11 protein-coding genes are annotated in these 13367 nt (G+C 71.9%); 8 read left to right on the plus strand and 3 right to left on the minus strand.

Annotation, left to right across the window (positions count from 1 at the left end):
• Positions 1-148 precede the first annotated feature (148 nt).
• From hutU to hutI, 4 genes are read left to right on the plus strand one after another with little or no spacing between them, the layout of a single operon-like run.
• A complete protein-coding gene (gene hutU, locus MQP27_RS15980; RefSeq protein WP_242765808.1) occupies positions 149-1813 on the plus strand; it encodes a urocanate hydratase in 1665 nt (554 codons plus the stop codon).
• Between the two features lie 50 nt (positions 1814-1863).
• A complete protein-coding gene (locus tag MQP27_RS15985; RefSeq protein ID WP_242765898.1) occupies positions 1864-3066 on the plus strand; it encodes an allantoate amidohydrolase in 1203 nt (400 codons plus the stop codon).
• Positions 3063-4400, plus strand: coding sequence for a formimidoylglutamate deiminase (locus tag MQP27_RS15990; RefSeq protein WP_372511197.1), 1338 nt, complete (start codon positions 3063-3065; stop codon positions 4398-4400). The genes MQP27_RS15985 and MQP27_RS15990 overlap by 4 nt, the downstream gene beginning before the upstream one ends.
• A gap of 35 nt (positions 4401-4435) precedes the next feature.
• A complete protein-coding gene (gene hutI, locus MQP27_RS15995; RefSeq protein ID WP_242765809.1) occupies positions 4436-5608 on the plus strand; it encodes an imidazolonepropionase in 1173 nt (390 codons plus the stop codon).
• 11 nt (positions 5609-5619) lie between these two features.
• Here hutI and MQP27_RS16000 read toward each other — a convergent pair whose 3' ends face one another.
• Complete coding sequence (locus MQP27_RS16000; protein ID WP_242765810.1) at positions 5620-7275, minus strand: coiled-coil domain-containing protein; 1656 nt, start codon at positions 7273-7275, stop codon at positions 5620-5622.
• A gap of 128 nt (positions 7276-7403) precedes the next feature.
• Here MQP27_RS16000 and MQP27_RS16005 point away from each other — a divergent pair, with 128 nt between their 5' ends.
• Entirely contained in the window at positions 7404-7625 is a 222-nt protein-coding gene (locus tag MQP27_RS16005; protein ID WP_242765811.1) for a hypothetical protein, read from the plus strand.
• Between the two features lie 10 nt (positions 7626-7635).
• On the opposite strand, the gene MQP27_RS16010 is transcribed toward MQP27_RS16005, so the two are convergent.
• Together MQP27_RS16010 and MQP27_RS16015 are read right to left on the minus strand one after the other, a co-directional pair.
• Entirely contained in the window at positions 7636-9306 is a 1671-nt protein-coding gene (locus MQP27_RS16010; protein WP_242765812.1) for an RICIN domain-containing protein, read from the minus strand.
• Between the two features lie 150 nt (positions 9307-9456).
• Positions 9457-10368 carry an RNA polymerase sigma factor SigF gene (locus MQP27_RS16015; protein ID WP_242765813.1) on the minus strand — a complete coding sequence of 304 codons (912 nt, stop codon included), beginning with the start codon at positions 10366-10368 and terminating at the stop codon, positions 9457-9459.
• 239 nt (positions 10369-10607) lie between these two features.
• Between MQP27_RS16015 and MQP27_RS16020 the strand changes: the two genes are divergently transcribed.
• From MQP27_RS16020 to serS, 3 genes are all read left to right on the plus strand, one after another.
• Positions 10608-10985, plus strand: a complete 378-nt coding sequence (locus MQP27_RS16020) for an STAS domain-containing protein (protein WP_242765814.1) — start codon at positions 10608-10610, stop codon at positions 10983-10985.
• A gap of 244 nt (positions 10986-11229) precedes the next feature.
• Complete coding sequence (locus MQP27_RS16025) at positions 11230-11793, plus strand: ATP-binding protein (protein ID WP_242765815.1); 564 nt, start codon at positions 11230-11232, stop codon at positions 11791-11793.
• Positions 11794-12096: 303 nt separating this feature from the next.
• Complete coding sequence (gene serS / locus MQP27_RS16030; RefSeq protein ID WP_242765816.1) at positions 12097-13362, plus strand: serine--tRNA ligase; 1266 nt, start codon at positions 12097-12099, stop codon at positions 13360-13362.
• The last annotated feature ends 5 nt before the right edge of the window (positions 13363-13367 follow it).

Here is a 13367-nt window from a genome sequence, read left to right on the forward strand (position 1 = left end):
GCTCCGTCGCCGTCCCCGTTGTCCGTGCCTGCTGCAACCAGCCAAACACCCGCGGCGGGCCCATGCTGGCCCAAGAACGTATTGACTAGTTCTATTCATGGCGCCAGGATGTGAATAACGGCAGCAACAATCCACCAGGAGGCAGACCATGTCAGGACCCCGCCCCGTACGAGCGCCGCGCGGTACGGAACTGAGCGCCCTGGGATGGCAGCAGGAAGCCGCCCTGCGGATGCTGCAGAACAACCTCGACCCCGAGGTCGCCGAGCACCCCGACAAGCTCGTCGTCTACGGCGGCACCGGCAAGGCGGCCCGCGACTGGCGCTCCTTCGACGCGATGGTGCGGACCCTGAAGGGGCTGAAGCAGGACGAGACCATGCTCGTCCAGTCCGGCCGCCCGGTCGGCGTCATGCAGACCCACGAGTGGGCCCCGCGCGTCCTCATCGCCAACTCCAACCTGGTCGGCGACTGGGCCAACTGGGAGGAGTTCCGCCGCCTGGAGGCCCTCGGCCTGACCATGTACGGCCAGATGACCGCCGGTTCCTGGATCTACATCGGCACCCAGGGCATCCTCCAGGGCACCTACGAGACCTTCGCCGCGGTCGCCGCGAAGAAGTTCAACGGCACGCTGGCGGGCACCATCACGCTGACGGCCGGCCTCGGTGGCATGGGCGGCGCCCAGCCCCTCGCCGTGACCATGAACGACGGCGTCGCCATCTGCATCGACTGCGACCCGCGCGCGATCGACCGCCGCATCGAGCACCGCTACCTGGACGTCAAGGCCGACTCCCTGGACCACGCCCTCCAGCTGGCCACCGAGGCCCGGGACGCCCGCCGCCCGCTCTCCATCGGCGTCCTCGGCAACGCGGCCGAGCTGGTCCCGCAGCTCCTCGCCATGGGCGCCCCCATCGACATCGTCACCGACCAGACCTCGGCGCACGACCCGCTGGCCTACCTGCCGCTCGGCATCGACTTCGACGACATGGCCGACGCGGCGGTGAAGGACCCGGCCGGCTTCACCACCCGTGCCCGTGAGGCCATGGCCAAGCACGTCGAGGCGATGGTCGGCTTCATGGACGCCGGCGCGGAGGTCTTCGACTACGGCAACTCGATCCGCGGCGAAGCCCAACTCGCCGGTTACGAGCGGGCGTTCGCCTTCCCCGGCTTCGTCCCCGCCTACATTCGCCCGCTGTTCTGCGAGGGCAAGGGCCCCTTCCGCTGGGCCGCGCTGTCGGGCGAGGCGTCCGACATCGCCAAGACCGACAAGGCGATCCTGGACCTGTTCCCCGAGAACGAGTCCCTCGCGCGCTGGATCAAGATGGCCGGCGAGCGGGTCCACTTCCAGGGGCTCCCGGCCCGTATCTGCTGGCTCGGCTACGGCGAGCGGGACAAGGCCGGCGAGCGCTTCAACGACATGGTGGCGAGCGGCGAGCTGGCGGCACCGCTGGCGATCGGCCGCGACCACCTCGACTGCGGATCCGTCGCCTCCCCGTACCGCGAGACCGAGGCCATGCTCGACGGCTCCGACGCGATCGCGGACTGGCCGCTGCTGAACGCGATGGTGAATGTCGCCTCCGGTGCGTCCTGGGTCTCCATCCACCACGGCGGCGGCGTCGGCATGGGCCGCTCCATCCACGCCGGCCAGGTGACGGTGGCCGACGGCACGAAGCTGGGCGGCGAGAAGATCCGCCGCGTGCTGACCAACGACCCCGGCATGGGCGTCATCCGGCACGTGGACGCGGGCTACGACATCGCGGAGTCGGTGGCCGACGAGCGGGGCGTGCGGGTGCCGATGCGCGAAGGTGACGACGCGTGACCCAGCCTGCAACGGGGGGCGCCGCGGTCCACGCGAGCTCTTTCCACACCATGTGGCGCGAGCTGCTCCCCATCGGGCGGCACGCCGACTCCGGGGGCTACCGTCGGTTCGCCTGGACGGGGGCCGACACCGAGTGCCGGGCCTGGTTCCAGGAGCAGGCCGAGGGGCGGGGGCTGGCCTACGAGGTCGACCGGAACGGGAACCAGTGGGCCTGGCTCGGGGATCCCGCCGCCGGGGATGCCGTCGTCACCGGGTCGCATCTCGACTCCGTGCCCGACGGGGGCGCCTTCGACGGGCCCCTCGGCGTCGTCTCCTCCTTCGCCGCCCTCGACGAACTCCGGGCGCGGGGCGCGGAGTTCACCAAACCCCTCGCCATCGTCAACTTCGGCGACGAGGAGGGCGCCCGGTTCGGGCTCGCCTGTGTCGGGTCCCGGCTCACCTCCGGGCAGCTCTCCGTCGACGCCGCGCACCGGCTGACCGACGGGGACGGGATCAGCCTCCCGCGGGCCATGGAGGCCGCCGGGTACGACCCCGACGGCATCGGCGCCGATCCGGAGCGGCTCGGGCGGATCGGCGCCTTCGTCGAGCTGCACGTCGAGCAGGGGCGGGCGCTGGACCTCTCCGGCGACCGCGTCGGCATCGCCAGCGCCATCTGGCCGCACGGGCGCTGGCGGTTCGACTTCCGGGGCGAGGCCAACCACGCCGGCACCACCCGGCTCGTGGACCGCCGCGACCCCATGCTGTCGTACGCCGAGACCGTGCTCGCCGCCCGTCGCGAGGCCGAACTCGCCGGTGCCGTCGCCACCTTCGGCAAGATCGCCGTCGAGCCGAACGGCGTCAACGCCATCCCCTCCCTTGTGCGCGGCTGGCTCGACTCCCGCGCCGAGGACCAGGCCACCCTCGACACCGTCGTCGGCGGTATCGAGAAGGCCGCCCGCGAGTACGCCGAGGCGCACGGCATCGACCTGGACGTCGTCCGGGAGTCCTTCACCCCGGTCGTCGAGTTCGACCACGCCCTGCGCGACGAACTCGCCCGCATCCTCGGCAAGGACACCGGCATCACCGTCCCCGTGCTGGGTACCGGGGCCGGACACGACGCCGGGATCCTCTCCGGGACCATCCCGACCGCCATGCTGTTCGTGCGCAACCCCACGGGCGTCTCGCACTCCCCGGCCGAGTTCGCCGCCGAGGACGACTGCGTGGCCGGAGTGCTCGCCCTCGCCGACGTACTGGAAGGACTGGCCTGCCGGTGACCAAGCGGACCTACTGGCTGGAGCACGCCTGGCTCGACACCCACGTCGAGCCGGGCGTGGCCGTCGACACCGCGGACGGCCGCATCACCGCCGTCCACCAGGACGTCGACACCCCACCCCCCGGCGCCGAGATCCTCCGCGGCCTCACCCTCCCCGGGCTCGCCAACGCCCACTCGCACGCCTTCCACCGCGCCCTGCGCTCCACCGTCCAGGTCGGCTCCGGCACCTTCTGGACCTGGCGCGAGGTCATGTACTCCTTCGCGGACAAGCTGACCCCGGAGACGTACCACGCGCTCGCGCGGGCCGTGTACGCCGAGATGGCGCTGGCCGGGATCACGAGTGTCGGCGAGTTCCACTACGTGCACCACGCCCCCGGCGGCACCCCCTACGCCGACCCCAACGCCATGGGCGAGGCCCTCATCGCGGCCGCCGCCGACGCCGGCATCCGCATCACCCTCCTCGACACCGCCTACCTCTCCGCGGGCTTCGGCGAGGCGCCCAACACGCACCAGCTGCGCTTCTCCGACGGCAGCGCGGAGGCTTGGGCCGAACGCTGTTCAGTTCTCAAGGAACGGGATCACGCGCGGATCGGGGCGGCCGTCCACTCCGTGCGGGCCGTGCCCGCCGCCCAGTTGGCGACCGTGGCGCGGTGGGCCGAGGAGCGGCGGGCGCCGCTGCACGTCCACCTGTCCGAGCAGACCGCCGAGAACGACGCCTGCCTGGCCGCCCACGGCTGCACGCCCACCCGGCTGCTCGCCGACCACGGCGTCCTCGGACCGCGCACCACCGGCGTCCACAACACCCACCTCACCGACGAGGACATCGCCCTCCTCGGCTCCAGCTCCACCGGCACCTGCATGTGCCCGACGACCGAGCGGGACCTCGCCGACGGCATCGGACCCGCCGCCGCCCTGCAGAACGCCGGCTCACCGCTGTCGCTCGGCTCCGACAGCCACGCCGTCATCGACCTGCTCGAAGAGGCACGGGCGATGGAGCTGAACGAGCGCCTGCGCACCCGTACGCGAGGTCACTGGACGGCGGCGGCCCTGCTGCGGGCGGCGTCGGCCGACGGCCACGCGGCGCTCGGCTGGGACGAGGCCGGCACCATCGAGGCGGGCGCGCTCGCCGATCTCACCACCATCGCCCTCGACTCGGTCAGGACGGCAGGGCCGCTGCCCAGGCTCGGCGCCGAGACGGCCGTATTCGCGGCGACGGCAGCGGACGTACGGCACACGATCGTGGGCGGACGGCACGTCGTACGCGACGGCGCCCACACCCTCGTACCCGATGTGCCCCAAGCCCTCGCGCGGGCGGTCGAAGCCCTGCGCGCCTGACGAAGACCCCCGCACCGGCCACCCACGAGGACACGATGAGCAGCACCGTCATCACCAACATCGCCACGCTGGTCACCAACGACCCCTCCCTCGGTGACAGATCTCCCCTCGGTCTGGTCCAGGACGCGGCCGTCGTCATCGAGGGCGACCGCATCGCGTGGACCGGTGAATCAAGCAAAGCACCCGCCACTGACAACCGGGTCGACGCGGGCGGCCGGACCGTCCTGCCCGGCTTCGTCGACTCCCACTCGCACCTGGTCTTCGCGGGCGACCGGACGCAGGAGTTCAACGCCCGGATGTCCGGGCGGTCGTACACCGCGGGCGGTATCCGTACGACGGTCGCGGCCACCCGTGCCGCGAGCGACGCGGAACTGGAGGCGAACCTCACCCGTTACCTGTCCGAGGCGCTCCGCCAGGGCACCACGACCTTCGAGACCAAGTCCGGTTACGGCCTGACCGTCGCCGACGAGGCCCGCGCCCTGCGGATCGCCGCCGCGCACACCGACGAGGTGACCTACCTCGGCGCCCACATCGTCTCCCCGGACTTCGCGGACGACCCCGCCGGCTATGTCGCCCTGGTCACCGGCGAGATGCTCGATGCCTGTGCGCCGTACGCCCGTTGGATCGACGTCTTCTGCGAGAAGGGCGCCTTCGACGGCGAGCAGGCCCGCGCGATCCTCACCGCGGGCAAGGCCAGGGGCCTGCACCCGCGCGTCCACGCCAACCAGCTCTCCTACGGCCCCGGCGTCCAGCTGGCCGTGGAGCTCGACGCGGCCAGCGCCGACCACTGCACCCACCTCACCGACGCGGACGTCGACGCGCTCGCCAACAGCGACACGGTCGCCACGCTGCTGCCCGGCGCCGAGTTCTCCACCCGCGCCGAGTGGCCGGACGCCCGCCGGCTCCTGGACGCGGGCGTCACGGTCGCCCTCTCCACCGACTGCAACCCGGGCTCGTCCTTCACCTCGTCCGTCCCCTTCTGCATCGCGCTCGCGGTACGGGACATGGGCATGACCCCGGACGAGGCGGTCTGGTCGGCGACAGCGGGCGGCGCGGCAGCCCTCCGCCGCCCGGACATCGGCCGCCTCACCCCGGGCACCCGCGCCGACCTGCTCCTGCTGGACGCGCCGAGCCACGTCCACCTCGCCTACCGGCCGGGTGTGCCCTTGGTACGCGAGGTCTGGCGTGCCGGGGCACGTGCTGTCTGACGGCGCACACGTCAGGCCCGGTACGTGAGGAGAGCCTCCCGGAGCTTCGTCTGGAGTTTGTCCTTCGTCTGGGGGAACCCACCCTCGTCCAGGACCGCCAGCACATCGCTGATCCGCCCGGATGCGTACAGAGCGGCGACGCACAGCTGGAAGAACCGCTCCGCGTCCTCCTGCTGCTTGCGGGAGTACTCGATGCGCGGCGCGGCCAGGGCGATGAAGAGGTAGGCCAGCAGTTCCGCGGAGAGCTGGTCGGCCGCCATGAGGACGAACGCGCGGATCTGCGACTCGTCCGTCTCGGTGAGGGCGACTTCGCCCCAGGCCGGAATCGTGCGCCAGCCCTCCAGGAGTCGCTTGCTGAGGTCGCCGAGCGCGCGACAGCACGTGCGGGCGAGCTCGGCGTTCCCCCGCTCGATCAGGCGAGGGACGAGCGCGATGAGCATGCCGCCGCTGAGGGGCGTGGCCCGGTCCCGGTGCATGGCGCGCAGTACGGACTGGTCGCCCGGGCCGAGCAGGTCGAAGACCTCCGCCGCGACGTCCGCGGGGCGTGCTCCGTTCAGGAGGCGCTGCGGCACTTCGTCCTGCAGAGGGGAACGCCGGCTCTGGCTCTGCCCGGCCCGCCCCCAGTTCCGGTGCAGGGTGACGAGGTCCGCGGGCGACATCACCGCGCACGCCCCGTCGACGAGGCAGCCGAGGGGCGACGGCGTCCCTCGGCGCCGCCGAGGGTTTCGCCGCGTCCTGACCTCGATGAGCGCGGTGCCGAACGCGGCGACCACCTCCACGGTCCGGGTATGGGCCACCTCTTCGGCCAGCCGGTTGCGCCGGACCAGGTCGCCGCGCAGGTCGAGCCAGCTGACCAGCTCCACGAGTTCCCCGACCGACCGCTCCTGCGCCGCCTCCGTCAACTCCCGCCCGGCCTCCTGGGACTTGCCGTCCTCCCACAACGCCTTCAGCCGCTCCTGCAGCACGGGCAGGGGAAGCGCCCCGGGCGCGTCGATCTCACGCGCGGCCAGTTCCTCCTCCATCTCCCTGACCCGCTGCTCAAGGTCCTCGCACCGCTGCTCGGCGCGGGCGCGAAGCGCGGTGGCCTCCGCCAGGTCGGCCCGCAGCCGCGCGACTTCCTCGGCGAGGCTCGCCCGCTCGCCGCCGACGAAACCGTCCTCCCGCCGCACGCGCAGCGCGACCTCCTCCCGCCAGTCCTGCTGGACCTGCGCCAACTCGCCCTGCACCGCGCGGAACTCCGCCTCTCGCCGCTCCAGGAGAAGGTGCAACGCCTCCTGCTGCCGGGCCAGCCGGTCGACCTCGCGGTGCGACCGCTCCATCTCCGCCCGCAGGACTTCCAGTTCATAGGCGGCGGGGTCGGTCACCTTCACCGCGGCGAGCCGCAACTGATCGAGCCTGCGGCGGGCTTCGGGCTTCACCGAGGTGCCCCGTCGACGCTCGACCTCGCGGACGAGCCTGTCGACGAAGTCCTGTGACGCCACCTTCTTGCCGCGCAGAAAGCGGGAGACCGTCGACTTGTCCCGGTGGATGCGCACCGCGTACGCGCTCTGCGACATCTCCAGTGCGTTGAACAGCTCGGTCAACGCGTTGCCGAGCGCCACAACCTCTGCGACGTCCCCTCGCTCGACCTCACTCGAACCGCGAGGTGAGGGCAGTGCCGTGGACACGTCGGGCCTCCTTGGGGCGTTGTCTCGACAGTGGCAACCGTTGCCGCTGTCGCAACCTACCCGAGCCGTCCAAAGCTGGTGGTTCCTCAGCCGCGGCAGATCGCCCCAGGGAAAGGAACCACCGCTCCATGCGCTCGACTTGGCCGACTCTGATCACCGGAGCACGCTGGGCCCAGCGGGTCTTCATCGTCCTGCTCGCGCTGCTCCCGCTGCTCGTCGTGACCTTGGCATCCGTGCCCGCTCTCGCGGTGCTGCCGTTCTTCCCCCGGCACAGCATCCGTGCCAGGGCGATCGTGCGGCAGCTCATCGAGTGGACGCGGACGACGTTGGTGTCGAGCAGGCATCGGTGATCGCCTCGGCTCACCTGGCCCCCGCCCGCCACCGCTGCTCCCCACCCCCGCTGAGCGGCCGCAGCGCCACGCCGTCGCCGCCGGCCGGGGTGACCGCCGTCTCGATGGCGATCGCCGGGCGGATCACCCCGTCGGGGTCCACCGTGAACCGCAGGTTCTGGCCGTGGTCGCCGTCCACCGAACCGCAGTCCCAGATGCCCACACCGTTGTCGACGTCACCGCGGCTGTCCAGGCAGAAGTCCGAGTCGGCGAACGACTGCACGACCCCGCGCTCCGCGTCCACCCGCCAGCGCTGGCTGCGGGACGAGGAGCAGGGGGCCGTGACGACGTCGGTGCCGTTCGAGAGGTCGTCGTCGCGGATGTCCAGACAGCGGCCGGTGGAGACGTTCACGATCTGCGCGTACGTCCCCTTCGGGGCGTGGGTGGGGGAGGGGGACGGCTTCGGCGACCTCGACGGCGACGCCGACGGAGTCGAACTGCGCGACGGCGACGGCGACTTGGTGCTCGGCGTCACGGAGGGGGTCGTGGAGACCGTCGCCGTCACCGTGACCTGCGGCGCGCTCGTCGGTGTGGCCGGCGCCCCCGCCGCCTGCCGCGAAGGCGACTTCGAGCCGCCCGTCTGCGACAGCAGGAACACCAGCAGCGGGGCGAGGGCCACACCGAGCGCCACTCCGGAGATCAGGAAACGCCGGGACGTGGGCCAACCGGCCGGTCCGGCAAGCACCTTGGAGCGCGGTCCGCGCCCCGAGGCCCGCCTCGCAGCCGACGCCCGCCTCGATCCCGGGCCCCCTCCCGCCCCCGGACCTGCTCCCGCCCCCGACGGCTCAACCCCCGCCGCCCGCTCGTCCCCCGCCCGGTCCCGCACCGCGTACGCCGTCCCCGCCCACGGCAGCAGCCCCTCCGCCAGCGCGGTCCGCGGCGAGTCCCGCAGGGCAGACAGTTCCTCGTGAGCCGCCGTGCAGTGCACGCAGTGGACCATGTGGGCCCGCAGATCGCTGCTGATGCGCGGGCTGTCGGGCCGTACCGACTCCTCGATCAGCCGGCCGAAGTTGCCGCAGCGCGGGTCCGCCGAGGCGGCGAGGCGGGTGCGGAGGCAGGCGTGGCCCAGGGACTGGAGCGCCGCGTCGGTCTCGTGGGTGACGTCCTCGCGGGTCAGGCCGAGGAACACGGCGGTGGTGTCGGCGGGTTCGCGGTCGACGACGCCGTACCAGACCAGGCCCTGCGCGCGGGACGGGAGGGTCTGGAAGGGGGCCAGCATGGGCGGGACGGGGCCGTCGGGGCCCGCCGTGCTGAGCACCAGCAGCAGGCTGGGATCGAGGCCGGCGGCCCGCTCGTCACCGGCCCAGGCGGCCGCCAACCGCCCGGTCAGGAGGAGGAGTTGATGGCGCAGCGGCACGGTCGGCTCGGTGCCGCGCGCGGTCTGACGGGCCGCCAGGGTGAAGGCCTGCGCGGCCAGTTGGCGGGCGACGGTCTCGCTCGTCGTGCACAGCCGGGCGTACGCGAGCACGGCGGGCTGATGCCGGGCCCTGACCTCCCGCAACGCCGGATAGACGGTGGCGGTGCTGGTCCGCAACAGCTCGACCAGCCGCGGGTCGGCGGCGCGGGCATGCACTCCCGGGCCGTCTCCGTCCTCGACCCCTCCGGTCTCGACCCCGTTGTCGGTCCGGTCGGCCCGAGCCATCGCCACCCGCCTCCTTGCGCCTCGCCACCCGCCGCAGCTCTGGTCTACCGACGGGTATGGGGGCCCATAGTGATGGATGGGAAGTCTTGGGGAAAGGGTTTCTGTGAGTAACCCAGGTGACGGCTGTAGCCACCTGGGGCACCACGTGTGTCACTCCTCCAGCGTCAGCCCCTTCCGCAGCCGCACCAGCGTCCGCGACAGCAGCCGCGACACATGCATCTGCGAGATGCCGAGCTCGTCCCCTATCTCCGACTGGGTCATGCCCGCGACGAAGCGCAGGGAGAGGATCTTCCGGTCCCTGGGCGGGAGTTCGGCGATCAGCGGCTTGAGGGACTCCACGTACTCGATGCCTTCGAGCCCGTGGTCCTCGTAGCCGATCCGGTCCGCGAGCGCACCCTCCGCGTCGTCCTCCTCCGGCTGCGCGTCGAGCGAGGCGGCGGTGTACGCGTTCGACGCGGCCATGCCCTCGACGACCTCGTCCTTCGTCAGACCGAGCCGCTCTGCGAGCTCCGCGACCGTCGGCGCCCGGTCCAGCTTCTGGGCCAGTTCGTCACCGGCCTTCGCCAGGTCGAGCCGCAGCTCCTGCAGCCGGCGCGGCACGCGCACGGACCAGGAGGTGTCACGGAAGAAGCGCTTGATCTCGCCGACGATGGTCGGCATCGCGAAGGTGGGGAACTCGACTCCCCGCGAGAGCTCGAACCGGTCGATCGCCTTGATCAGGCCGATCGTGCCGACCTGGATGATGTCCTCCATCGGCTCGCTGCGCGAGCGGAAGCGGGAGGCGGCGAACTTGACCAGGGCCAGGTTGAGTTCGACGAGCGTGTTGCGGACGTACGAGTACTCGTACGTCCCCTCCTCGAGCGACTCGAGCCGTTCGAAGAGCGTCTTGGACAGGGCGCGGGCGTCGACCGGGCCCACCTCGGTGTAGGGCGGGATGTCCGGGAGCCCGGCAAGTACGTCTGCGTCGGAGCTCTCGATGGGAGCCAGATGTTCCGGTGGGGGTGTCGACGTCGCCTGCTGGGTATGCGATGCGTCGAGCCGGGGTGACATGATGTCCTCCATCGTTCTCGGCATATGGCTGCCGAAGCCGTGTGCGTGCACTGCGGTGTGCGGCGCCTCCAAAGCCGGCCGTGTCGGTTACGTATCTCTACTAGCCCTACCCGCTTTCCCACACCCGCCGCAAGTGCGTTACGTGCGGTTATGTCCGTTTGTGGGTGGTTGTTCGGGTGTCGGAGAGTGTGAGGAAGGCGTAGTGTTCGAGGGCGTACGTCAGCAGCCACGACGTCGGGAGAAGAGACGGCATGGACCGCGGGACGGTCGGCAGCACACAGTCTGGCCGGCTACTGGTGGAGGTCAGGGAAGAGGGCTCCAGTGCCGTCGTGACCCCGGCCGGTGAGTTGGATCACCATACGGCCGATCTGTTGCGCGAGCCGCTGGAGGACTGCCTCGCCAAGGGCTTCAAACGACTGGTGGTGGACTGCTCCCGGCTGGAGTTCTGCGACTCCACCGGGCTGAACGTACTGCTCGGCGCACGTCTGAAGGCGGAGGCGGCCGGCGGCGGGGTCCATCTCGCGGGCATGCAGCCCGTGGTCGCCCGCGTCTTCGAGATCACCGGGGCCGAGGCGGTCTTCACCGTCCACGACACCCTGGCGGCGGCCCTGGCCGACGAGACCGGCTGAGCCGGGCCCGCCCCCGGCCGCGCCGTCATGTCCGCGTCCCAGTCGCCCCTGTGTGACCGGCACTTTCCGGGCGTCACGCCTTCCGTGCCGAAACAAGGGGTGTTCTGCCGGTTCGCTCGGGCAGGAGACATCCTGAACATGTCGGCAGGCACACCGGCGGAACAGCCGTCGGTATACGTACTGACTTTTGAATACGTAGTGACTTTTGAATCGTGAACTGGTGAATCGGTGAGGTGAAGCGCTGATGAGCACCACCCGGCCTTACCCGCCGGGCGACCGCGGCCCGGAGCCGAGCGGCGCTTCCGGGACGTCCGAGGGGGGCGCCGCCTCGGCCGGGGCGTCCGAAGGGGGCGCCGCCGGATCGTCGGCGGCAGCCGTGTCGCCTGCGTCCCCGGCGGGCCGGCAGGTCCGCAGGCTCAGCTTCGACGGCGAGAGCGGTGTCGTGCCGCTCGCCCGCGACTTCACCCGCCAGGCGCTGTACGACTGGGGCTGGCTGCCCGCCGCCACGGCGGACCAGCGGGCCGCGGCCGAGGACGTGCTGCTCGTCGTCTCCGAGCTGGTCACCAACGCCTGTCTGCACGCCGAGGGCCCGGACGAGCTCGGGATCACCTGCGACAACAAGGTGATCCGCCTGGAGGTCTCCGACAAGGGCACCGGCCAGCCCTCCCCGCGCACCCCGCACCGCGCGGGCCGCCCCGGCGGCCACGGCATGTTCATAGTGCAGCGGCTCTGCCTGGACTGGGGGGTCGTACGGACGCCGGGGGCCTCCGGCAAGACGGTCTGGGCGGAACTCGGCGCTCCGGCGTGAACGTAAATCGTTTCCGCATGCCGTGCCGGGCCCTCTACCCTTCCCTGCAACGCGTTGACGGAGACAAGTAGCCGGGACCATGCGAGCCGGGTCCGGGCGAATCCACTCCCGAGTGCGGGGAGGAAATGCCCCGCCGGCCGGCCCCCGTCATCGGGCCCGAACGAGACCGTCGTACGACTTCCGTCGAGTCGTCGGTACGACGGTGAAGGCGTGGTGGCACCGCGAGCACCCTCTCGCCCACGCCCCCAGGGGACAGCCCCGGGGCGGTGCGTGCCGCTCCGGACGACCTCCCGGAGCACGGCCATGATCGACATCACCCTCCTCCGACAGCACCCCGACCGCGTCCGCGCCGCCCTCGCCAAGCGCGCGGTCGACGCCGACCTCACCGGCTTCCTCGCCCTGGACGCCGACTTCCGCGAGACCCGCACGGCCGTGGAGCGGCTGCGCGCCGAACGGCGGCGCGTCTCGGCGGACATCGCGGTACGACACCGGGCGGGCGAGCCGGCCGGCGAACTCCGGGCCACCGCCCGGACCCTGGCCGACGAACTCGCCGCGGCCGAGACACGGCTCGCCGAACTCGCCGCGGAACACCAGGAGTTCCTCGACGCCCTGCCCAACCTCCCGGACGACGACGTGATCGCGGGCGGCAAGGAGAACAACGAGGTCGTACGGACGTACGGCACCCCGCCCGCCTACGCCTTCGAGCCGAAGGACCACGTGCGGCTCGCCCAGGACCTCCGCCTGGTCGACTACCGGCGCGGCACCGCCCTCGCCGGCAACGGCTACTGGATCTACCGCGGCGACGGCGCGGCCCTGGAGTGGGCGCTGCTCAGCCACTTCCTCGACGCGCACCGGCGCGCCGGATACGAGTTCGTGCTGCCGCCGCACCTGCTGACGTACGAAGCGGGCTATACGGCGGGACAGTTCCCGAAGTTCGCCGACGAGGTGTTCCGCACGGACGACGACCGCTTCCTGCTGCCGACCGCCGAGACCGCCCTGGTCAACCTGCACCGCGGCGAGACGCTCGACGAGCGCGAGCTGCCGCTGAAGTACGTCGCCTACACGCCCTGTTACCGCAAGGAGAGCGGCGGCTACCGGACCGCCGAGCGGGGCACCCTGCGCGGCCACCAGTTCAACAAGGTCGAGCTGTTCCAGTTCACGCGCCCGGAGGACTCGGCGGCGGCCCAGCTGGAACTCCTCGCCCGCGCCGAAGAGTTGGTGACCGGTCTCGGCCTGCACCACCGGACCACCAAGCTCGCCGCGGCCGACATCAGCCCCGCCCAGGCCAAGACGTACGACGTCGAGGTGTGGCTGCCCAGCCTGGGCGCGTACGCCGAGGTCAGCTCGGTCTCGAACGCCCGCGACTACCAGGCCCGGCGCGGCGGTATCCGCTACCGCCCGGAGGGCGGCGGCAAACCGCCCTACGTCCACACCCTCAACGCCTCGGGCCTCGCCACCAGCCGTCTCCTCCCCGCGATCCTGGAACAGCACCAGCGGCCCGACGGGAGCGTCGAGGTGCCCGAGGTGCTGTGGCGGTGGGGTGCGCCGGAGGTGCTGCGCATGGCCTGACCCTG

Origin of the sequence: Streptomyces cylindrosporus, assembly GCF_022698165.1 — a bacterium.
Classification (GTDB): Bacteria; Actinomycetota; Actinomycetes; order Streptomycetales; family Streptomycetaceae; genus Streptomyces; species Streptomyces cylindrosporus.